The following is a 22123-nucleotide window of genomic DNA, read 5'->3' on the forward strand; positions in this document are numbered from 1 at the left end:
AGCCCGCCGGCCTGTGTGCTCCGTCGCGGGAAGCGGCACCCTGCGCTGTGACGTCACGGAGCGCTATGCCAGCCGGCGTCTACAGTGACCGTCATGAGCAGCCCTGCGCCCACCGGCCCTCTCCCCGACTGCCCGACGCACACCCGCACGGGCGAGAGCGCCGCCACGGACGACGCACTGGTGGGCGAGCTGCGCGACATGCTCGCGAGCGTGGGGAGCATGGAGGAGATCGCCTCTCGGATGGCGCTGCTCTCCGATCCGCGCCGGCTGCAGATCCTGTTCTGCATCCACGCTCATCCCGGAGTGCGCTCGACCGATATCGCGCGCGCGATCGAGGCTCGGGAGTCGACCACCTCCCACGCCCTCGCCCTGCTGCGTGAGGCCGGATGGGTGAGTGCCGAGCGTGCCGGCCGGGAGATCCGCTACGAGATCAGTGATGGCCTCGCTCATGAGCTGTTGCACCGTCTGGGTTCGGCGCATCTGCCGGGAGTGCATCACCCCGAGTGAGGGCGTGGTGCCGCGCCGGTCACGTTCGGGTCACGGCGCGGACGGAGCCGGTGCCCCGGCGGCGATATTTGTACCCTCATGCAAGTGACCTCGAACCTGCCGTCCGTCCCGCAGCCGCCGGACGCGGTTGCCCCGGGACGTGCAGCCCGCTCCCCAATCGCGCTCCCGTCCGCGCACGACCCTGTCTCACCGCCGCGCGATAGGGGTCCCGCCAGGGATCGCCCCACCCAGGACTCCCTGGGCGTCCGCGCCCGCGACCGCCGCTCAACCCTCCTGCTCCTCGGCCTCGCCCTCGCCGTGCTGGCCAGCCTCGTGCTGACCATGGGCGTCGGCCCCGTCGCGATCCCCGCGGCCGCCACCTGGCAGGTCCTCACCCACCATCTCGGCGCTCCCGCCTGGCTTTCGCCGCAGGCCGCCGCCGCGGCCGATCCGGCGACCGACGCGATCGTCTGGACTGTGCGCCTGCCCCGCGTGCTGATGGGCGCGGCCGTCGGCGCCTGCCTGGCGATCTGCGGCGCGACGCTGCAGGCTCTGGTGCGCAACATGCTGGCCGACCCTTACATCCTGGGCATCTCCGGCGGCGCCTCCACCGGGGCTGCCGGGGCGATCCTCTTCGGCGTCGGCGCAGCGCTGGGCGACTATGCGCAGGGAGTGCTCGCCTTCGCCGGAGCGCTGGGGGCGGCGCTGCTGGTGTTCCTGATCGCCCGCACCGGCGGACGCGTCACCTCGCTGCGGCTGCTGCTGTCCGGCGTGGCGGTGGGCTACGCCCTCTCGGCGGCGACGAACCTGCTGATCTTCTCCTCCGACTCCGCGGAGGGCTCCCGCTCGGTGATGTTCTGGATGCTCGGCTCCCTCTCGCTCGCGCAGTGGAACGCATTCCTCGTCCTCGCCGCGGCGGCCGCGGTGCTCGGCGCCGCCGTGCTGACCTTCTTCTCCACCACCCTCGACGCCCTCAGCGCCGGCGACGAGACCGCCCACGGCCTGGGCATCGACCCCGACCGCGCCCGCATCGGATTCCTGGTGGTGGTCTCGATGTGCACCGCGGCGGCGGTCGCCGGCGCCGGCGCGATCGGGTTCGTGGGCCTGGTGATCCCGCATCTGGCTCGCCGAGTGGTCGGGGCCCGGCACCGGGTGCTGATCCCGGCGAGCGCGCTGCTGGGCGCGCTGTTCCTGCTGTGGGCCGACGCGCTGGCCCGCGTGATCATGCCGCCGCAGGAACTGCCGATCGGCGTGCTGACCGCGGCCGTCGGCGCTCCGTTCCTGCTGGTCCTCGTGCGCCGGCTCTACGCCCAGCGGCACTGAGCCGGCCCGCGCGGCTCGCCATCGCCTGTCCGACGCACGTCTCTCACCGCCCCTCTGTCCCCGCCCCCACCTCCGTCTCTCCCCGCACCGCTCCCCTATCTCCCCGCTCCCTCGTCTCTCCTCGCCCCGCACACTCTCGCCCCTCACTCCCGCCGCACCGTGATCGGAGGTCCCATGGACCGTCGCCGTTTCTCCCTCACCGCTCTCACCGCCCTCGCCACGCTCGGAACGGCCGCCTGCTCCGGCGGCTCGGCCACGGAAGCTTCGGACGCGGGCGGCACCGGCGCGGGTCGGTCCGCTGCGGAGGGGTCCGACGGCGGCGGCACGACCGCGACCGGCTTCCCACTGCAGATCGAGAACTGCGAGAGCCAGCTGAGCTTCGATGCCCCGCCGCACCGGATCATGCTGCTGGAGACCGCCCCCGTGACCACACTGGACGGCCTCGGGGCGCTCGATCGGGTGGTGGGCCGCGCGGGGACCTTCTCCCCCGGCTACTACAGCGAGGAGCTCTCTGCCCGCATCGAGCAGATCCCCGCGCTGTCGGAGGACGTCGACGCCGCAGGCCACCTCCAGATCTCCCAGGAGCTGGTCATCGCCCAGCAGCCGGACCTGGTGCTGGGCCTGCCCGATGGCATCACCCGGGAGGGCATGCGGGCCGCCGGCGCCGAGGTGCTGGTCCAGAACGTCTTCTGCGCCGGCACCGAGCGCGCGAGCTTCGAGCAGCTCGATGAGGAGATCGCCGTGTACGGGCAGATCCTGGACCGCGCGGAGCCGGCCGAGCGGCTCACCACCGAGCTGCACGAGCGCATCGACGCGGTCACCGCCGCCGCGCAGCAGAACCCGTCGGCCGCCCGCACCGCCGCGGTGCTGTACCCGTCGGTCGGCGGCGGCCCGCTGTACGCCTACGGCGCCGCCAGCATGGTCACCGCGCAGCTGGACGCCGTGGGTCTCGCCAACGTCTTCGAGGACACCGCCGAGCGCGTCTTCGAGGTCGGCGCCGAGCCGCTGTTGGAGGCGGATCCGGACGTCGTCATCGTGCTCCACAAGGGACAGCGCGATGGCAGCGAGATCGCCCGGGAGATGGTCGCCTCCGACCGGCTCTCCAGTCTGCGCGCCGTCACGGAGCAGACGGTGCTGCCGCTGCTGTTCAACTTCTGCGAACCGGCCTCACCGCTGGTCGTCGACGGGTTGGAACGGATCCACACATGGCTGGCCGAGCAGGAGCCCGCCGCGTGAGGCCGCTGCTGGAGGCCACTGGGCTGCACCATGCTTTCGGGGACCACGCCGTGCTGCGCGGGGTGGACATCACCGCCGGCGAGGGCGAGGTGGTGGGCCTCGTCGGCCCCAACGGCAGCGGCAAGACGACCGCCCTGAGAATCCTGCACCGGGCGCTGGTGCCCCAGTCCGGGCGAGTGCTGCTGGATGGCCAAGATCTGGCTTCGTGCACGAGCCGCGAACGCGCCCGGCAGATCGCGGTGATGGCGCAGGAGGCGCCCGGCGATGTCCCGCTGACCGTGGCCGACGTGGTGCTGCTGGGACGCATCCCCCATCGCGGATCCTTCGGCGGCCGCACCGAGGAGGATCTCGCCGTCGCCGCCGACGCCCTGCGCCGCACCGGCGCCCAGCAGCTGGCTCGCCAGGAGTTCGGCAGCCTCTCCGGCGGCGAGCGCCAGCGCGTGCTGATGGCGCGCGTGCTCGCCCAGCAGGCGCGTTTGCTGCTGCTGGATGAGCCCACCAACCATCTGGACATCGGCTCCCAGCACCAGGTGCTCGCCCTCGTGCGCGAGCAGGGCCCGGCCACCGTGGTGGTGCTGCACGATCTCAACCTCGCCGCCCGCTACTGCGACCGGGTGATCGTTCTGGCCGACGGACGGATCCGGGCCGACGGCCCACCACAGGACGTGCTCCGCCCGGAACTCGTCGGCTCGCTGTACGACGTCGGCGTGGACCGTCGCATCGCCGAAGATCTCGTCCCGCAGTTCCTGTTCCGCCCGCCGAAGGAGACCTCATGACGGGTCGAGGGCCCTCGCAATCCGGGTGATCGCCTCGACCATCAGCGGGCGCGGCATGGCGTAGATGAACCGCACGTACCCGTCCCAGGCCCGCCCGCATGCCGTGCCGTCGGTGCATTCGACCCGGGCGTGCTCGAGCAGGTACGAGTGCAGGGACCCGTCGACGTCGTAGGCGCGCAGATCGAGCCAGGCGACGTAGGTGCCTTCCATCGTCGTGACCGAGGCGCGGGGAAGCAGTTCGGCGACCAGGGCAGAGAGCTCGTCGCGGTTGCGCCGCAGATATTCGACGATGTCGCCGAGCCAGTCCTCTCCCTCCGTGTATGCGGCCGAGGTCGCGGCCAGGCCCAGGTTTGCGGCGCCGTGCTCGACGAAGTGACCGACTGCGCGCCAGTGCTTCCGGTCGGCATCGTTGCTGGTGATCATCTGGGCGCACTTCAGCCCCGGAAGGTTGAAGGCCTTGGAGGCGGCGACGGCCGTGATGGTGTGGTTCGCAGTGGTTTCGCTGAGGGAGGCGTAGGAGATGTGGGAGCCGCTGAGCACCAGTGGCATCCAGATCTCGTCGGAGAAGACCCGGCCGCCCTTGCGGTCCACGAGCTCGGCGATCTGCTCGAGCTCCTCGCGGGTGAGCACTCGCCCGGTGGGATTGCCCGGATTGCACAGCACGAGCAGCTCCCCGCCGGCGTCGAAGGCCGCTTCGAGGGCCTCGAGGTCGTAGCGGTACTGGTTCGTCTCCGCATCCAGCGCCATCTCGACCTCGATGACCTCACGCCCGATCAGCGGCGGCAGCAGCAGGAAGGGCATGTAGGCCGGGGTGGGGACGATGATCTTCGAGTCCGGAGACGTGAACGAGTCGATGGCCGCCTGGTACACCGTGATCACATCGGGCATCTCGTGGATGTCCTCGGGCGGGACTTCCCAGCCGGCATGGCGCCGTACGAACTCCGCCGTGGCCGCCTGCATCTCCGCCTTCAGGTCACCGGGCAGGTATCCGAACGCGCCGCGGTCGACCTCGCGGTGCAGACGGTCGGTGATGGGCTGGGCGACGCCGTAGTCCATCTCGGCGACGAACGCGCCGATCACGCCGTCGCCCCGGACCCATTTGGTGGCGCCGGTGGCGGTCAGATCCTCATAGGTGATCGCATCGAGCTGTTCGGTGGTGGGCACTGGGGCTCCTGGGGTCGAGGCATGCGGCGCACAGAGGTGGCGGTTCCGACGGCGCATCTTCTCACGGAGCCCTCGGTTGCGGTCCCTTCGGTGCGCGCAGTCGGGCTCTCCCGCCCTTCGCCGGCCGTATTCGGCCAGGCGAGCGCACGATAGCGCTCACAGTCGCGAAGCGACCTCGCGGGCCAGGAGCGGCTGCTCCCCGGAGCATTCGATGCCGATCCTGCCCTGGTAACCGCGACGGCGCAGATCGTGGAGCCAGGTCCGCAGAGGAAGCTCGCCCGTACCTGGCCACCCGCGTCCGGGGGCGTCGGCAACCTGGACGTGGCCGATCAGCGCCGGGTCGGGCATGCCCCCCTCCAGAACGGCATCGCGCTGGACCGCCGCGTGATAGATGTCGAGCAGGACGTCCACATCGGCAGCTCCCGCGCCGCGGGCCTCCACAGCGAGCGTCCGAGCGTCCGCGAACGAGGTCAACGCGGCACGGGCGAACCCGGAGAGCGGCTCCAGCACGATCCGCGCCCCGCTGGCGGCGACCATCGGGGCGATGCGCACCAGGTTGTGCAGCGCCGTCTCGAACTCTTCCGGTGTCGGCGGCCCCGGTTCGGCGAGGTTGCCCGCCATGGGGTTGTACCGGCGCACGCCCAGGCGCCGGCCGACGCCGATCGCCGTCTCCGCCGCACGGGCGAAGTCGTCCTCCCGCCCCGGCACGCACAGCAGACCGCGGTCGTCGACCGAGGGCCCGCCACCCGGGAAGTTCAGCAGCACCAGCTCGACCTCGGCGCGGCGGATGCTGTCGACGAAGGCGGCGATCTCGCTCTCGTCGGGGTGCTGGGCCGCGAACGGCCACCAGAACTCCACGGCCTCGAAGCCCAGGTCTCTCGCCCGAGCGGCGCGCTCACGCAGTGGCGTGGACTGCAGCGACAGCGAGCAATTCAGCGACAGGTCACGAGCGTCCATGGCTCAGAACTGGTCGATCAGCGTGACGATGCCGATGCCGAACGCGACGACGGCGGAGAGGGCGAAGTAGACCGTGAAGGCCCATCCGTCGCGCAGCCGCGCGTCGGTCTGCGTCCGTCCCAGGTAGACCACCGCGATCACCACCGCCATCAGCCAGAAGGCGTTGACGATGCCGGCGATGATCACCATCGTCAGCGGTGCCTGCAGCCCGTAGGCGAATCCGCCCCAGACCAGAGGCAGGCCGACGATGAAGATCCGCACCCACCGGTCACGCGCCGCGGCGTCCTCCCACCGGAACGCACCGACCATGGCGAGGGTGTTCGTCATCTGGCGCGCGAAGCCGGGCGTGTTGGCCAGCACCGTCTTGAAGAGGGCGACACCGGCGCCGAGCAGGAAGAACACCTCCGCCCAGGTGCCGAGGGTGTCGGTGAAGATCCGCGAGATCGTCGCCAGGACGTCGGTACCCTCGGGCCGCAGTCCCTGGGGGTGCAGCACGGCGGCGCCGAGGACGTAGAACGCGACGGTCGAGACGGTGTAGATGACCCACGAGAGCCAGGCGTCCTTCTTCATCACGGAGATCCACCCGCGGGCGCGGTCGGCCCACTCCTGGGAGCCGTCATTCGGTCCCGCCCAGGCGGCGTAGCCCTTCTCGACGCACCAGTAGGTGTACTTGGTGATCTCGTCGGCGCCGATGCCGGTGAAGCCGAAGACGGCCAGGGCCAGACCCATCGCGCCGGCCGAGAGCTGGAAGGACAGCCCCTGGCCGACGTCCATCAGGGTCCAGGAGAACTGGGTGAACTGCAGACCGATGACCAGAGCCAGCACGCAACCGGTGACGACCACGACCAGGACGGTGCACAGCCGCTCGACGAGCTCGTACTTGTTGGTCACCTGGATCGCGATGGTGGCGGCGACGATGGCGATGATCCAGAACGCCAGGGACGGGGCCGACAGCGGTGCGCCGAGCACGGGCAGGGCGGCGGAGAACGCGAAGGCTGCGGCCGACAGCACCCCGCCCTGCCCGATGATGCCCTGGGTGAAGTTCAGCAGACCCAGGTAGGTCATCCAACTCCTGCCGAACAGCTTCGGGGCGACGTCGTTGTAGCCGGTGACCGAGGACTTCCCGGTGGAGATGCTCCAGCGGGCCAGTTCGATCTGGACGCCGACCTTCACGATGGTCGACAGCAGGATCACCCACAGCAGGATGAACCCGACCTCGGCGCCGAGCGCGGTGGCGGTGATGAGCTCACCGGAACCGACAACGGCGGCGCTGGTGACCATTCCGGGACCGAGGAATCTCAGCGAGGGTCTCCAGCCCCGTGGCGGCTCGAGGATCTTGCTCGTGTCGCGCACGTAGGGGTCGGCTTTGATGACGGGCATGGTCGCGTCGGTCACGTCGTCTCCGTTGATCGCGTGGAAATCTGGGCTGGGGTGGGAGTAGGTCAGTGCTGGGTGGCGCCGGCGGAGGGAGGGGCGCCGAGATCGTCCTGGAGTCCCTGCATCCGCACGTACGCGTGGTCGCGGTAGCCCTGGATCGCGGCGCGGGTGTCCTCGTCGTACTCGCCGAGCAGACCCCGGCCGGACTTCATGCCGAGCGCGCCCTCGGCGACTGCCGACTCCAGCGCGGCAGGCGGGGCCATGCGGTCGCCGAACGCGTCGCGGAGTATCCCGAAGCACTTGGCGTAGACGTCGACACCCGCCTGGTCGACCATCGAGAACGGTCCGACCAGGCCGAGCCGGAATCCGAAGCTGTTGCGCACCAGGGTGTCGATGGCCTCCATCGAGGCCACGCCTTCCTCCACGACCCGGAAGGCCTCGCTGACCATGGCGTACTGGATGCGGTTGACGACCATGCCCGGAGTGTCCCCGACCACGGCGGGACGCTTTCCCGCGCGTTCGAGCACACGCACGACGGCCTCGACGGCGGCCTCGTCGGTGTCCTCGCTCGCGACCACTTCGGCTCCCGGCACGAAGGGTGCCGGGTTGAAGAAGTGGATGGTCAGGAAGCGCTCCGGGGCGGTCACGGCGGATCGCAGGGTGTTCACCGAGATGGTCGAGGTGTTCGTGCCGATGATCGTGTCTGGGCGTGCATGGGCGGAGGCCCGCTCGAGGACCTCGCTCTTGACGTCGACGTCCTCGAACACGGCCTCGATGATGAGGTCGGCCTGACCGGCGGCCTCCTCCACGGAGTCGGCGGCGTGCAGATGACGGTCGACCGCGTCTGCCGCGCCCGAGGCGAAGAGCTCACGGGCCTCGAACTCGCGGCTCTGGGCGACGAGGCGGTCGCGGGCAGCCGCGGCCACCTCGGCGCTCTGGTCGGCCAGCTGGACGGTGAATCCGGCCGCGGCGAAGACCTGCGCGATCCCTCCTCCCATGTAGCCGGAGCCGAGCACGGCGACCGTGCGAACCTCGCGTGGCATGGTGTGTCCTCTCGTGTGCTGTTCGGCGCGGGGCGCCGTGCTGACGGTGCGACCGACCGCCCTCGATGTCTGCAGGACCGCCTGCACGGGACGGCGAGGACGAACGGCTGAGCGACTCCGGCACGGCCGGCTCGACGGTGAGTGCCAGGGGATGAGTGCGCGATGCGATTCGCGGCGTGCGCCACGCAACACGATCTCGTAGAGAAGATACGATCTACGATCTACGTCAAGCGCGATGACGCCCGTCCGACCATCGGGACACGGCTACCCTCATGGGCATGGAAACTCGCGACGAGCCCGGGGTGCCGGCCAGTTCCCTCATGCCGACGTCCCGCAGTCCTGCTCGCTCTGACCTGCGTGAATACGTCTACGACAGCATCTTGGAGATGCTGCTGCGCGACGACGCCCCTCCGGGCGCGCGCCTGTCGATCAGCACCATCGCCGAGCAACTCGACGTCTCCCCCACCCCGGTGCGCGAGGCCCTGGTCCAGCTGGAGCGCACGGGCCTGGTCACGCGCACGGTCCGCAAGGGATACCGGGTCTCTCCGCCGCTGGGACAGGATCAGCTGGCCGAACTGTTCACGGCGCGCGAGATGCTCGAATGCACCGCCGTCCGGCTCGCCGCGGCCGCGTCCCCGGCGGCGCTGCTCCCCGAGCTGCGCGCCGCACAGGAACAGCACCGCCGCGCCGGGGAGGCCGTGATCACGGCGCTCGACTCCGGGCGGCGCGACGTGTCGCTGGCTGCGGACTACTTCGCCCGCGACCGCGAGTTCCACGAGGTGATCTTCCGTCACTGCGGGAACCGCTACCTGATGGAGATGTCGCAGGATCTCGGTTCGCTGGTGCAACGGCTGCGACGCATGGTCCACCGGGGCGTCACCGACGTCCGGGAAGCGATCGGCGAGCACGAGGCGATCATCGACGCTCTCGAGAGCGGCGACGCAGCGGCCGGCGAATCGGCCATGCGTGAGCACATCCGGAACGTCATCGAGCGGTCGACGAGCGACCAGGCGTAGTCCGGAGCCGCCGGGCTCGGCTCCCGGTGCGCGGCTACGTGCTGTCGTCGCCCGGGCACCGCCCCTCAGCGCCCTACACGTCAGTACCCCGCATCCCGATCCACGATGTTGCGCAGCTCCTCGCCCCGCACCCACCGTCGGACGTTCTCGAGCATGATCTGCCGGCCGCGTTCGACCGTCGCCGGTGTGGTCGCCGCATTGTGCGGGGTGATGATGGCGCCCGGGGCGTTCCACAGCGGGCTGCTCACCGGCAGGGGTTCGACCGCGTGGGCGTCTATGCCGGCCCCGCCGAGGTGACCCGAGCGCAAAGCATCGACAAGGGCGTCCTCGTCGACGATCCCGCCGCGGGAGGTGACGATGATCGCGGATCCCGGCGGCATCAGCGCGATCTCCGCGGCGCCGATCATTCCCGTCGTCTCAGGGGTCAGCGGGGCCGTCACCACCAGCATGTCGCTGGTGCTCAGCAGATTGCGCAGCCCGTCGGCGCCGTACCGCAGACTCACCAGTCCGTCGCACTCCGCTTCGCCCCGGCGGCGCAGGGCCGTCACCTGCATGTGGCAGGCCCGGGCCTTGGCTGCGAGATCCTTGCCGCTGTGGCCGTACCCGATGATCCCGAGGCGCGTCCCGGCGAGTTCTCCGTGCACACGCCGCTGCCAGACGTGACGCTGCTGCGCCGCGGCCCAGGCGGGGGCATCGCGGCTGATCATGAGCATCAGCATGAGGGCGTGCTCGGCAAGGGGGATCGCTCCGTTGCCGGCTGCGGAGGTCAGCGTGACCATGGCGGGCACGGAGCCGGGCCGCAGCCACGCGTCGACTCCCGCGGCAGTGCTGTGGACCCATTCGAGGGACGGGAAGGCTCGCAGGTCGCTGCTGGGAGACGCCCCCAGCAGCGCGCGGACGTCGTCCGCGGGCTCGCCCGCGTCCAGGTCCGCCACGCTCTCGCCGGCGGCCTCCCGGATCGCCTCGAGGTCCGCACGAGCGCTGCCGGTCACCCCGATCCGCGCCGGGCTAGCGGCCCACGCGCTCATGCCGCTGCCGCTGCTCAGCCCGCTCACTTCAGCCCCGTGGTCGCGATACCGCGGATCAGGTGTTTCTGGGCGAACGCGAAGAACAGCAGCAGCGGGATCAGCGACAGCAGGGACATCGCCATGAGAGTGCCGGTCCCCTGCTGTGACTGGGAATCCACGAGCGCGTTGAGCGCGATCGGGACGGTGAACACCGAGGAGTCCGTCAGGTAGATCAGCTGTCCGAAGAAGTCGTTCCAGGTCCAGATGAACGTGAAGATCGTGGTGGTGATGAGGGCGGGCTTCATGAGCGGCAGGATGATGCTGCGGAACACCCGGAACGGTCCAGCGCCGTCGATCGCGGCCGCCTCGTCCAGCTGGCGCGGGATCCCGCGGATGAACTGGACCATGAGGAAGATGAAGAACGCGTCCGTGGCGAGGAACTTGGGCAGGATCAGCGGCACGAACGTGTTCACCAGCCCGAGGCTCGAGAAGACGATGTACTGCGGGATGATGACTGCGTGCATCGGCAGCATCACCGTGACCAGTACGATCGCGAAGTAGACGTTTCGTGCGCGGAACTCGAGCCGGGCGAGGGCGTAGGCGGTCAGCGAGCAGGACAGCAGATTCCCCAGGATGGCGCTGACGGCGACCACCGCGGAGTTGCCGAAGAACACCCAGAACGGAAACCCTCCCACCATCCAGCCGTTGATGAAGTTCTCGAGTGTGAGCTCGGTGGGGATGATGCTGGGGTCGGTGAGCACCAGGTGCGAGGGCTTGAATGCGCTGACCGCCATCCAGATCAGTGGGTAGAGCATGAAGAGCCCGAAGAGGACCAGTCCGCAGTGCCGGATGATCGCTCCACGGGTCCGGGATCGGCGCATCGAGGGCGCCGCGGCGAGCCGTGGCGCGGTCTCCCCGGCGGCCGGGGCGGGGTCAAGGGTGGAAGTGGCCATATCAGTCTCCGTAGAACACCCAGTACTTGGACAGGGTGAAGTGCAGGGCGGTGATCAGCGCGATTGCGAGCAGCAGCACCCAGGCCAGAGCTGAGGCGTACCCCATGTCGAAGTTCACGAAAGCCTGCTGGTAGATGTACAGGGTGTAGAACAACGTCGAGTCGACGGGGCCGCCCGTGCCGCTGCTGATCACGTGGGCCTGCGTGAACGCCTGGAACGAGCCGATGGTCTGCAGGATCAGGTTGAAGAAGACGATCGGAGTCAGCAGGGGGATGGTGACGTGACGGAACATGTGCAGCTTCGAGGCCCCATCCACTCTCGCCGCCTCGTACAGCTCCTCCGGGATCTGCCGCAGCCCGGCCAGGAAGATCACCATCGGCGAACCGAAGGTCCAGACGTTGAGGACGATCAGCGTCCACAGGGCGCTGTCCGGATTCTGCAGCCAGTTCGCGCCGTCGATGCCGATCAGGGCGAGAGCCTGATTGACCAGGCCCTCCTGTCCGAAGATCTGCTTCCACAGCACCGCCACGGCCACACTCGTGCCCAGCAGAGAGGGCAGGTAGTACGCGCTGCGGTAGATGGACAGCCCGCGCAGTCCCCTATCCAGCACGAGAGCCAGCGCGAGCGCGAAGACCAGCTGCAGCGGCACCGAGACCAGCACGTACATACTGGTCACGCGCGCCGACGCCCAGAACCTGTCGTCGCCGAGCATGCGCTGGAAGTTGTCGAGCCCGATGAACTCGGGCGCGGTCATGATGTTGTAGTCGGTGAAGGAGAGGTACAGCGAGGCCAACATGGGCGCGGCCGTCACCAGCAGCAGTCCGGTCAGCCACGGCGACATGAACGCGTGCGCCGCGAGCTCCTGATTGTGTCGCGTCTTCCGCCGCGGCCGCGGTGAGCCGGCCGAGGCCTCCTCCGCCGCCGGCGCCGCCGCGGGCGCGCTCATCCGTCCTCCTCACCGCTGGCGGCGCGATCGATGCCCTGGTTGATCTCAGCGATCATGTCTGCGGCCCCCTCGGGGATCGTCGAGCTGCCGCTGGTGATCTCCTCCAGCACCCGGGTCATGACGGTGCGCCAGGTGCTCGATCCGGCGGGTGCCTCGTACCGGGGCTGGCGATCCACGTCGCGATCCTCGGTGACCACGTCGAGCATCTTCTTCTCGTTGTCGCTGGCGAACTCCCTGTACTCCTCGGTCACCCTCGGGTTCACCGGAGCACCCATCGTCAGGCCCACGATCTTCAGCATGTCCACGGTCCCGTGGGTGAAGTTGAAGACTTCACCGGCCAGCTCGGCCTTCTCGTCACTGGCGTCGGCGTAGATCGCCTGGCGGGGATAGTAGAGGAACTGGTGCCCCTCGGGCGCCGATGGGTCCACGGGCAGGTGCGAGAGACCGAACTCGAAATCGGGGAACATCGTCGCGTCGTCGACGATGTGGTTGGAGTTGCTGAACCAGGCCAGGCAACGGTCGCCCACGTCCTCCCAGCCGGCCGCCACGCCGTCCTGCTCCCCGATGCTGGGGGTGGCGCCGGCCTCGCGGAGGTCCTCCCACCAGGCGAACCAGCTCTCGAGACCCTCCTGGGTGTAGCCGATGCGGCCGTCCTCGGTCCACAGCTGTTCGCCGTGCTGGCGCAGCCATCCCTCGAAGGGCAGGTCGGCGTCGGCGGCGTAGGCCACGGCCCAGCGATCCTCCGTGTTCGAGGAGTAGTCCTTGGCGAACTCGGCGAAGCCGTCCCAGTCCCACGACTCGGGCCAGTCCACGCCGTCCTCTTCGGCGAAGGTGGCGTTGTAGCGGATCACGGGCACGAAGATGCCGAACGGCATCGTGTTGTGCTCGCCGTCCAGGGAGAAGTCCTCGATGTCCTGCTCGGAATAGTCACTCAGGTCCAGGCTCCCGACGCTGTCCAACGGCCGGTAGAGGCCATTGGCGTAGTAGGTCATGACCTGCGCGGAGGGGATCCAGAAGATGTCGGCGACATTTCCCGCCGCCATCTGGGTCGTCATGCGCTCCTGGAACGCGGAGTATTCGGCGAACTCCACCGTGAGGGTGAGGTCCTCGTTCTGCTGCTCCATCAGGTCGAAGGCTTCCTGATAGTTCTGCTGCCTGACGTTGTTGCCCCAGAAGGCGTAGCGGACGCCGCCGTCAGCGATACCGCCTCCACCTCCTGCCACACCGCCGCAGGCGGCCAGCGCGCTCGTGCCGGCTATCGCGCCGGCCCCGGTGAAAAGACTCCGTCGGCTGAGGTGACGCATTGCTGTGCTCCCGTCGTTGGAAGGACCGAGGGCTTCGTAGCCCCCATGTGGACAATCCTCGCGAATGACAGATTGTCTGTCAAGAGTACATGCCTATCTGGCTCAGCTTCCTTGGGCCGCACGGTATGGCCGTGCCTCAGCACCGGACGGAGAGAGCCTCGAAGACGTCGACCGGGGGCGTGCGCACGCTCAGCGTCCCGGCCGACCAGTCCCACTCGAGGTCCTCACCGGCCACGAGCGCGCGGACTGCCCGCGGCTCGGCCTCGCACGGGATGTCCAGCTCCGCCACCCCGGTGGTCACGGGGTCGACGAACCGCTGGGGTCGTTCCCCGCTGCGGTTGATCAGGTGGATCAGCGGGCCCTTTGCGCCGCGACCCGGCACGATTCGCACGAACGAGGGCACGGTCGCCGACCACCGGAGGTTCGCAGGCCCCGCGGTCGCCACCGTCTCTGCGAGCGCCGCGGCCACGGCCGACAGGCCGAGCTCGCGCAGCACCTGTCCGGGCAGCCAGGGCAGCACCGTCACCGATCCGCCCGTGGGGCACCGCCGGCGGATCCGGCCGGCATGACCGGTGGGTTCGTTCCCATAACACTTCTCCGGCGGGCCGTACAAGGAACGGCCCAGAACGGGCCAGTCGACCTCGAGCGCGGCGGCGTCCCCGGCCGTGCCGTCTGCCCCATCGTCGCCCGACGAAGCAGTCCCATCGATCACGCCAGTCACACCGATGGCCCGGAACTCCCCGATCACGGGCACGTGGAGGGGTGCCGCATCCCCGGACTGCGGCCCGTGGGAACGCGTGGTACTTTCCGTCGGCCGCATACCGCCGGCGACGGACCGACCGATGTCCAGGTGCAGAGAGCGCAGCGATTCCTCGGTGTCGAACACCGCCTTCTGCGCGAGGTGCTCGCCACCGGCATCGAACTGGTGCCCGTTCGGGGACCAGCCGGAGCTGCCGGTGGCGATCACGGCTCCGCCGGCGGCGACGAAGCCGGTCAGGGCGACAGTCGCCTCCTCGGGCAGGTCGCCGAGGTCGGGCAGGACGATCAGGTCCACCCGGTCTCGGGAGATCGTCGCGAGTGCAGGCTCCGCGAGCACCACGAAGGGGATGTGGTTCTCGCTGAGAGCGCTGTGCCACCCCTCGAATTCACGGCGGCTGCGGACGTGCCCGCCGCGCGGCCGTACCAGTGCGGTGCGCGCCGTGGCGACGAGATCGGTGTATTCGCTCTGATGGTCGCGGTGGAAGCGGGTGATCGCCTCGCCGGCCTTCAGAGCCTGGAACGGACTGTCGGCCGGCGTACCCATGATGTAGGTGGACGGCTGGGCGCCATGGGCGATGGACTGCACGGCGTACTGCTCCATGTGCCGCGGGTCCTCCCCCGCCCAGCGGTACGGCATGTCCATGAAGGCCACAGCGTTGACGAAGACCGTTCGGGACGGGTCCTCGGAGCGCGCGACGTCCACGGCGTCGGCGATGGCCTGGTGCCACAGCTCGCGGCCGACGGCGTTGTTGGCCTCGTGGAACGTGATGTCGGCACGATCGCCCTGGATGAGCGCGGCGCCGGGGGCGAGCCGGCGCACGTGTGCCCGCATCCGCTGATTCAGCTCGGCGAGCACGGCCGCGGTGTATACCTTCCACGTCCCATAACCCTCATCCTCGGGCCCGGCCGGAAGTGGCACGCCGGGGGCGAACCGCGCGAAGCCGCGACGGCACGCCTCGCACTGGCACACACCCCAGTAGCGGCGGCTGTAGTCGACCTCGTTGAAGGACATCCAGTTGAAGAAGAGCCCGCAGATGGGGTACCTCTCCAGCACCTCCGCGACGACGTCGAACATCTCGCGCTGGTAGTACTCGCCGCTGGGGCAGACGCTGCGATAGCCGTTGTACACCTGGGGCCGCCCGTCCGGGGCGACGAAACACCACTGCGGATTCCGCTCCGCGCGCCGCGCGTCGACCTTCGAGAAATCCATGCGGGCCAGGACGCGGATGCCGCGGGCCTCTGCGGCACGCGTCGCGTCCCCCACGAGGTCGCCGGAAGGGCGCCGGTCCAGCCGCGGGTTGACCGTCTGGGCCTCGAGGCGACTGGGGTAGTTGGCGATGATGCCGCCGACGCTCAGCAGCCAGGTGTCCGCCCCGTAGGACTCGATGGCCGTGAGCACGGCCTCGACGTCCAGCTCGGCGTCGATCTCCCGCAGGTTTGTCTGGAAGGTGCGGAACGGCTGGTGCCACCACTGCGCCCCGTCGCGGGGGTCCTGGCCAGCAGCGGGCTCGCCCCCTGCCATCTCGCCTGTCATCGAAAGTCCTCGCCGAACAGACGGAACAGCGCGGAATGGTCCAGCTCCTGCCATTGGCGGGAGATGGCCTCGTCCATCTGGGCGGCGACGACCTCAATCCCCGGCAGCGTGAGGCCCCGGTGCGCGGCAACGTCCTCGGCGAGACGCAGGTCCTTGCGGTGCAGCCGCAGCCGGAAACCGGGGTCGAACGCGCGCTCGACCATCCTCTGCCCGTGCAGTTCGAGGATCCGCGAGCTCGCGAAACCGCCGTCGAGAGCGGCGCGCACCCGTTCGGGATCGATGCCGGAGGCCTCGGCCAGTGCGAGCCCCTCGGCGACGGCCTCGATGGTCATGCCGACGATGACCTGATTGACGACCTTCGTGGCCTGGCCGGCGCCGGGTGGTCCCATGTGGGTCACGCGGGCCCCGAGGATCTCCAGCAGGGGCATCGCCCGCTCGACGTCGGCGTCCTCACCGCCGACGAAGATGGTCAGGGCACCATCGCGCGCGCCCACCTCGCCACCGGAGACGGGAGCATCGACCCAGCCGCCGCCGGTCTCGCGCACGGCCGCGGCCAGCCGCTCGGTTCGCACGGGGGAGATCGAGCTCATGTCGATCACCAGCGCACCGTCGGCGAGCCCAGCGAGCACACCGTCCTCGCCGCGGAGCACGGTCTCGACGTCGGGAGTGTCCGGCAGCATGAGGATCACCGCTTCGGCCTCCGCGGCGGCTGCGGCTGGCGTCGACGCGGCGGTGGCTCCGGCGTCGACGAGGTGCTGCGAGCGTTCCTTGACGCGATGGACCTGCAGGTCATGTCCGGCGTCGAGGAGGTTCTTCGCCATGGGGGTGCCCATGACGCCGAGTCCGATGAATCCGATTCTCATGCTTGCCCTCCGTGTTGCACCGCATCGGTGCGGGTCGGTGTCCAGGTCACGTGGACGACCTCGAGGTCGTCGACGGTCTCGAGCGGGATGTGCAGCCTGCCGTCCCGCTCCTCGGTGCGGGCCGGCCCACCGGCAATGACGAGATCGGCGGTGCCGAGTTCAGCGCCGTCGGGGATGGTCAGCACGACCTCCTGGTCATGCAGAGGCAGAGCGTCGTGGCGCTGCCCGCGCATCGCCATGGGGTCGGTCAGGTTCACCACGGTCACCGCGATCTCGTCCTCGCCCTCGCGGACCGCGAGGTCCACCAGGCCCTGCCCGTTCACGCTCACGCGCGAGGGCTGCCGCCCCAGTGCCCAGGTCACGGAGTCGGCGATCAGACGGCCGTGGTCGGACTGGAGTGCGCGCCAATAGACCTCGCCGATGTCGAAGGCGATGTGCACGGTGCGCCCTCCACCCGCATGCTGACGTGTCACCACGGCGGGCGGAGTCGGGCCGGGGCGGGGGTAAACCTCCTCCATCGGCAGGTCGGGATAGTCCGGGACGAAGCGGAAGGCGACGTCCGCGTCCGGCAGCGCTTCGATGTCCAGTACGTGGGCGCCGGCGAGTATGCGCTGGGCGCCGTCATATCCCGCGGTGAGCGGGTGGCCGGCCTCGAGGCTCATGTACTTGTTCTTCAGCGGGCCACGCACGCCGCCGGTGAGCCGGACCCCGAGCAGGTCCCCGAGGGCCAGTCGGCCCGGGCTTCCGTCCGAGCCGCCGGTGAGCCCGGCGTCGTACCCGGCCACCAGGCCGCCGCCGTCGGCGACGTACTGCTCGATGGCAGCCACGGTCGCCGGGACGAGATCGGCACCTGTGGGGATCACGAGCACCCGCACGCCGCGCAGGCGCTGGGCGGTCAGTGCCTCCTCGGCGATGTACTCGAAGGGGATCCGGGCCTCGATCAGGGCCTGGTAGACGCCGTCCTCGTGCGCTCCCCCGCCGTGGCCCTGCCCGAAGGGGGTCGCCGAGGCGCGGTCCACGCAGTCCAGAAGCGCTACCTCCGCGGTGTGGCGCAGGTGGCCCGTGGCCTGCTCGACGCGAGCGTGCAACCGGAAGGCGTCGGCCATGGGTTGGACCCACCGCGTGTCGAAGCATTCGCCCTTGAACTTCGTGAACCACGGGAGGGCCCCGTGCGCGAACCCGTCGACGACGAGCCCGCGGGTCTCGTGGGGGTCGGCGACGGAATCCTTCCAGCGCAGCTCCCCGTCCTCGGGGCCGACGGAGGTGATCAGGGCGACGGGCCGGTCGGGGTACAGGCCGCGCGCACGCTTGCCCACGCGACCCGGAGTCCATGAGGCCTCGAGCCCGGACCGCCCCTGCTTGTCGACGAAGAACATAGGATACCGGTCCTCGACGAGATCGCTGTCCAGATCACGGGTGAGGGCGCCTCCGCGGTTGGGGATGAACCGCACGTGAGGGCGGATCTCACGGACGGCGTCGTCCCAGTGGACGACGAGCTCGCTGAGCTGTCGGCGCCGCCACGCGGTGAAGGCGGGCCAGGCGGGATCGGAGGGGTCCGTCTCTACGGGCAGCTCCTGCCCGGTGGCCGAGAGGAAGGCGGCGCGGGTGAGCGGGTTGTAGCTGACGCGGCGGCGCCCCTCCCAGCGGTTGGCGAAGACGGCGTCCACGTCGTACTCGCGCACGATCTCCTGGGCGATCTGCGTGGTGAACTCCCAGTGCGAGGGGCTCATGGGGTCGGTCCACCACAGGCCCGGCATCGACTCGTGCTCCACGGGCGCTCCGTCGAGACCGTGGTCCAACCACTCGGGATGCGCCTGCGCGGCTTCGGCGTGGACGGCGTGCGGGTCCACACGTGCCATGACGTGCATGTCGAGGCCGCGAGCAGCCTCGACCAGCTCGCCGAACACGTCCCGGTCCCCCAGGTGCGTACTGCGGTAGTGGTATGGGATCTGCGTGGGATAGAAGGCCATGTACCCGCCGGCGCTGAGACACAGCGCATTGGATCTGGTCCGCGTCATGACGTCGACCCAGAAGTCGACGTCGAGCGCGGAGGGGTCGTCCTCCGTGAGTGTCAGCTGCGTCCATCGTGTCGCGCTGAGGTACCACTGCGGGCTGCGCACTGCACTGGTCAGCTCGGGCTGGGCTTCGTCGATCGTCACTGATCCCCCTTGAGATGAAGTAATTGTTAGACATGCTGACATGTATAGCTTCATGTGACAAGATGGCGGCATGGATTCCCACGTACAGACAGGATTGACCTGGCATCGATATGACGTCAGCGCGAACGTCTCCCTGCTCTTCACCGAGCTGCCCCTCCTTGAGCGCTTCGCCGCGGCACGGCAGGCCGGTTTCACGGCCGTGGAGTGCTGGTGGCCCTTCCCCACCGCCGACCCGGACCCCGGTGCGGTCGAGGAGATCCTCGAGACGATCGAGGACTCGGGCGTGAGACTGACCGGCATGAACGTATTCGCCGGGGACATGGCCGCCGGCGAGCGCGGCATCGCCTGCGCCCCGGAGCGCGCGGACGAGCTGGAGGCTTCCCTAGCCGTGCTGCGCACCATCGCCCAGCGCACGGGCTGCCGCGGCTTCAACCTGTTGCACGGACAGGTGCCGCCGGACGCCGACCAGGCGGCGCAGGAGGCGGCGCAGGAGGCGGCGCGCGAAGCGGCCGTGCACGCCTACCGTCGGGCCGCCGAGACCATGTCGGGCCTCACCGCGCGCGACGGCAGCGACATCAGCGACGGAGTGATCCTGGTCGAGCCGCTCGCCCGCGGCCTCAACGGCGCATACCCCCTGGAGACCGCGCAGGACGCGCTCGAGCTGATCGACGAGGTCGGCGCGCCGAACGTGATGCTGCTGCTGGACACGTTCCACCTCACCCGGAACGGGGTCGACATCGTGGATCTCATCGAGGGCGCCGCCGACCGCATCGGTCATGTCCAGCTCGCCGACTCCCCGGACCGCGGCGAGCCGGGCGGCGGCTCCGTGGATTTCGCGGCGATCGGCTCGGCTCTGCGCGCTCACGGCTATACCGGCACCGTCGCCGCCGAGTACCGGCCCACCGAGGAGACGCTGCGCACTCTGGACTGGCTGACTCCGGCACCGGACTCGCAACCGCTGGCATGATGTAAGCCCGGGAAACATGCCGGACATGTGTAGTGTCCGCAGGGAACGTCGCCGGTGTTGGCGGCATGGACGGAAGAGGAGTCGCCGTGTCGACACCATCGGGCCAGTTCAAGCTCGGGCCAGCGTCACTGACCGAGGCCCTGTTCGCCTCGTTGCGTGAGCGCATCATCAACGGCGAGATCGTCCCGGGCGAGAAGGTCACCGAACAGCGGGTGGCCGGCGAGTACGGCGTGGCCCGTCCCACGGCGAAAGCATGCCTCGAGCGTCTCACCTCCCTCGGCCTCCTGCGACGCACCGCGCACCGCTCCGCCTCCGTGCCCGTGCTCGACGCGAGCGAGATCGAGGACCTGTTCTTCAGCCGGGAGACGTTCGAATCCGCCGCGACGGCGCACCTGGCGCAGGCTCGGAATCTCACCGACGACGTCGCACGTGCCCAGGCAGCAATGACCCAGGCCGCCGAACGAGCGGATTTCCGCGATCAGGTCCAGTACGACATCGACTTCCATTGGGCTCTGGTCAACGGCGTCGCCAGCGACCGGCTCAGCCGCATGTACGAGATCATCGCCGGGGAGATCCACTTGACGATGGGGCAGTACGCGGCGCATCGACGCACCTCCCCCACCACCGTTGTCAGCGAGCACGACGCCATCATGACGGCGATCCGCGACGGCGATGTGGACGGTGCGCGAGCCGCACTGGCGACCCATCTGAGCCGGGCGCGCGAGAGAGTCCTAACGCAGGTCGCGGGCGGATCCACTCCGGCGAAGAGCGGCGCTGGGCCCGGGGATGACTGACACCGGAGCGCGAGCGCGGTAGCCTCACCGGCCCACCCGGTCACCGCACGCCGCGCGGCGCTCCCAGGGTCCGGCCCGTCAGGAACTCACCCGCGAATCTCTCATGCTCCAGCGAGAGCGGCTCGCCGCGCATCAGTGCTGACATAACGCGAACGCGCGATCATGCACGCTGGGCGCTAACGGCTACCGCGGGCGATGCGAGCGGAATCTCCTCGCGCCGGCAGTGCACGGAGAACGCCGCTGTCAGGACAGGGTGCGCCGGGCGCCGCCGTCGCTGCGGTCACGCCTCATGTCACCGAGCGTCGGATCACCGGGCGTCGGATAACCGAGCGTACGGCGACGCGTCCTGTGCAGGGGCCGACGCGTCGACGGGGGCGGCGGGCACCGCAGCAGGAGCTCCCGCCGGCACCTTTGCGGCGTCGTCGGCCATCGCAGCACCCAGACCGGGCGCAGTCGCTGCTGCCGCCGCCTCCCGGGCACGCTGGGGAACGCGGGCACCGTCGAGGCTGGGGAAGGCATAGAGGAAGGACGTCCACGGCCGCAGGCGGATCGCCAGCAGGCAGACGCCGAGCGTGACCGTGAAGGAGATCGCGAAGCCGACCGAGCCGGCGGGAAGAGCCAGGTAGCGGGCCAGGAGCTCGGCGATGGGCAGGTGCACGAGGTATGCCACCACCGAGTTGCGGCCGATCCATTCGAGGCCGCGCACCAGCCAGAACCGTGGCAGGCGCTGCGCGATACCGATCGCAGCGACCACGCCGATCAGCATCGCGATCTGGGAGATCACCGGGGTCAGCGGGGCGCGGTCGAGCCAGACGGCGTAGGCCGCCCAGCCCAGAGCCACGACGACAGCGGGCACGAGAACCGGCAGCGGCACGTTGCGGGAGGTCAGCGGTTTGCGCAGAGCCGCTCCGGCGAAGAAGAAGACCGCATAGAGCAGGAACTTGTCGGGCCGGTAGATATAGGGGTCCAGGTGCACCCCGATCGGCGGCAGCAGCGTCCACAGCGCCACGCTCGCCACCGCGATCCAGGCGGGGTTGATCTTCTGGGTCACGAGCCCGATGACGTAGTACACGAACAGCGCCAGCAGGAACCACGTGTACATCCCGTTGCTCCACCAGTACGGGTCCTTCGCCATCTGCCAGCCCGCCAGGGGCAGCATCACGAAGGACCACAGCAGCCAAGGCCACAGCAGGCTGCGCGCCTTGCCGGCCAGGAACCGCGGTGTGGGCTTGGCCAGCGCCCTGGGCAGCAGGATCCCGGAGGAGAACAGGAGGATCGGCATCCGGAAGGGGGCCGCGGCCTCGGAGACCAGGACGGCTCCGTGCGGCGCGGGACCGTCCCACACCTGCTGGACGAGGCTGATGTGGAGGGTCATCACCAGCAGGATGGCCAATCCGCGCAGGAGGTCCATCCATTGCATCCGCCCGCGGGCAGGAGCCGGTCCGGTTCCGTTCATGGG

19 protein-coding genes are annotated in these 22123 nt (G+C 69.7%); 7 read left to right on the top strand and 12 right to left on the bottom strand.

Annotated features, from left to right (window positions below; all coding sequences use genetic code 11):
* Nucleotides 1-93: 93 nt before the first annotated feature.
* The 4 genes from ACFQS2_RS03755 (at nt 94) to ACFQS2_RS03770 (ending at nt 3821) form a co-directional block, all read left to right on the top strand.
* Nucleotides 94-507, top strand: coding sequence for an ArsR/SmtB family transcription factor (locus ACFQS2_RS03755; RefSeq protein ID WP_377792776.1), 414 nt, complete (start codon nt 94-96; stop codon nt 505-507).
* 84 nt (nt 508-591) lie between these two features.
* On the top strand, nt 592-1809 hold the full coding sequence (locus ACFQS2_RS03760; protein ID WP_377018986.1) for a FecCD family ABC transporter permease: 1218 nt from the start codon (nt 592-594) through the stop codon (nt 1807-1809).
* Nucleotides 1810-1983: 174 nt separating this feature from the next.
* Entirely contained in the window at nt 1984-3045 is a 1062-nt protein-coding gene (locus ACFQS2_RS03765; protein ID WP_377792777.1) for an ABC transporter substrate-binding protein, read from the top strand.
* Nucleotides 3042-3821, top strand: coding sequence for an ABC transporter ATP-binding protein (locus ACFQS2_RS03770; protein ID WP_377018984.1), 780 nt, complete (start codon nt 3042-3044; stop codon nt 3819-3821). Before ACFQS2_RS03765 ends, ACFQS2_RS03770 begins: the two co-directional genes overlap by 4 nt.
* On the opposite strand, the gene ACFQS2_RS03775 is transcribed toward ACFQS2_RS03770, so the two are convergent.
* The 4 genes from ACFQS2_RS03775 to ACFQS2_RS03790 form a co-directional block, all read right to left on the bottom strand.
* Nucleotides 3816-4985: a MalY/PatB family protein gene (locus tag ACFQS2_RS03775; RefSeq protein WP_377018982.1), complete on the bottom strand. Its 1170-nt coding sequence runs from the start codon at nt 4983-4985 to the stop codon at nt 3816-3818. The two genes, ACFQS2_RS03770 and ACFQS2_RS03775, sit on opposite strands and share 6 nt — an antisense overlap.
* A 156-nt stretch (nt 4986-5141) precedes the next feature.
* On the bottom strand, nt 5142-5942 hold the full coding sequence (locus ACFQS2_RS03780) for a TIM barrel protein (RefSeq protein WP_377018981.1): 801 nt from the start codon (nt 5940-5942) through the stop codon (nt 5142-5144).
* 3 nt (nt 5943-5945) lie between these two features.
* On the bottom strand, nt 5946-7337 hold the full coding sequence (locus ACFQS2_RS03785) for an Nramp family divalent metal transporter (RefSeq protein WP_377018980.1): 1392 nt from the start codon (nt 7335-7337) through the stop codon (nt 5946-5948).
* A gap of 47 nt (nt 7338-7384) precedes the next feature.
* Entirely contained in the window at nt 7385-8362 is a 978-nt protein-coding gene (locus ACFQS2_RS03790) for a 3-hydroxyacyl-CoA dehydrogenase family protein (protein WP_377792778.1), read from the bottom strand.
* Nucleotides 8363-8640: 278 nt separating this feature from the next.
* Between ACFQS2_RS03790 and ACFQS2_RS03795 the strand changes: the two genes are divergently transcribed.
* Entirely contained in the window at nt 8641-9378 is a 738-nt protein-coding gene (locus tag ACFQS2_RS03795; protein ID WP_377792779.1) for a GntR family transcriptional regulator, read from the top strand.
* 80 nt (nt 9379-9458) lie between these two features.
* On the opposite strand, the gene ACFQS2_RS03800 is transcribed toward ACFQS2_RS03795, so the two are convergent.
* From ACFQS2_RS03800 to ACFQS2_RS03830, 7 genes are all read right to left on the bottom strand, one after another.
* The gene (locus tag ACFQS2_RS03800) at nt 9459-10406 is read right to left on the bottom strand and encodes a D-2-hydroxyacid dehydrogenase (RefSeq protein ID WP_377018977.1); all 948 of its coding nucleotides are present in this window, start codon (nt 10404-10406) and stop codon (nt 9459-9461) included.
* A 23-nt stretch (nt 10407-10429) separates the two neighbouring features.
* A complete protein-coding gene (locus ACFQS2_RS03805) occupies nt 10430-11338 on the bottom strand; it encodes a carbohydrate ABC transporter permease (protein WP_377792780.1) in 909 nt (302 codons plus the stop codon).
* Between the two features lies 1 nt (nt 11339).
* Nucleotides 11340-12284 (bottom strand): carbohydrate ABC transporter permease, encoded by a 945-nt coding sequence (locus tag ACFQS2_RS03810; protein WP_377018974.1) that lies wholly within the window; start codon nt 12282-12284, stop codon nt 11340-11342.
* Nucleotides 12281-13588: an ABC transporter substrate-binding protein gene (locus ACFQS2_RS03815; RefSeq protein WP_377792781.1), complete on the bottom strand. Its 1308-nt coding sequence runs from the start codon at nt 13586-13588 to the stop codon at nt 12281-12283. The genes ACFQS2_RS03810 and ACFQS2_RS03815 overlap by 4 nt, the downstream gene beginning before the upstream one ends.
* A gap of 136 nt (nt 13589-13724) precedes the next feature.
* Nucleotides 13725-15881, bottom strand: a complete 2157-nt coding sequence (locus ACFQS2_RS03820; RefSeq protein ID WP_377792782.1) for an alpha-amylase family protein — start codon at nt 15879-15881, stop codon at nt 13725-13727.
* Nucleotides 15878-16744: an NAD(P)-dependent oxidoreductase gene (locus tag ACFQS2_RS03825; RefSeq protein WP_377018971.1), complete on the bottom strand. Its 867-nt coding sequence runs from the start codon at nt 16742-16744 to the stop codon at nt 15878-15880. The genes ACFQS2_RS03820 and ACFQS2_RS03825 overlap by 4 nt, the downstream gene beginning before the upstream one ends.
* Complete coding sequence (locus ACFQS2_RS03830) at nt 16741-18903, bottom strand: family 10 glycosylhydrolase (RefSeq protein ID WP_377792783.1); 2163 nt, start codon at nt 18901-18903, stop codon at nt 16741-16743. The genes ACFQS2_RS03825 and ACFQS2_RS03830 overlap by 4 nt, the downstream gene beginning before the upstream one ends.
* 70 nt (nt 18904-18973) lie before the next feature.
* On the opposite strand from ACFQS2_RS03830, the gene ACFQS2_RS03835 reads away from it, so the two are divergent.
* Complete coding sequence (locus ACFQS2_RS03835) at nt 18974-19870, top strand: hydroxypyruvate isomerase family protein (protein ID WP_377018969.1); 897 nt, start codon at nt 18974-18976, stop codon at nt 19868-19870.
* Nucleotides 19871-19956: 86 nt separating this feature from the next.
* Nucleotides 19957-20664: a GntR family transcriptional regulator gene (locus ACFQS2_RS03840; protein ID WP_377792784.1), complete on the top strand. Its 708-nt coding sequence runs from the start codon at nt 19957-19959 to the stop codon at nt 20662-20664.
* Nucleotides 20665-20971: 307 nt separating this feature from the next.
* On the opposite strand, the gene ACFQS2_RS03845 is transcribed toward ACFQS2_RS03840, so the two are convergent.
* Complete coding sequence (locus ACFQS2_RS03845) at nt 20972-22120, bottom strand: acyltransferase family protein (RefSeq protein ID WP_377792785.1); 1149 nt, start codon at nt 22118-22120, stop codon at nt 20972-20974.
* Nucleotides 22121-22123 lie beyond the last annotated feature (3 nt).

This window comes from Brachybacterium sp. GCM10030267, assembly GCF_042666875.1.
In the GTDB taxonomy this organism is placed as follows: domain Bacteria; phylum Actinomycetota; class Actinomycetes; order Actinomycetales; family Dermabacteraceae; genus Brachybacterium.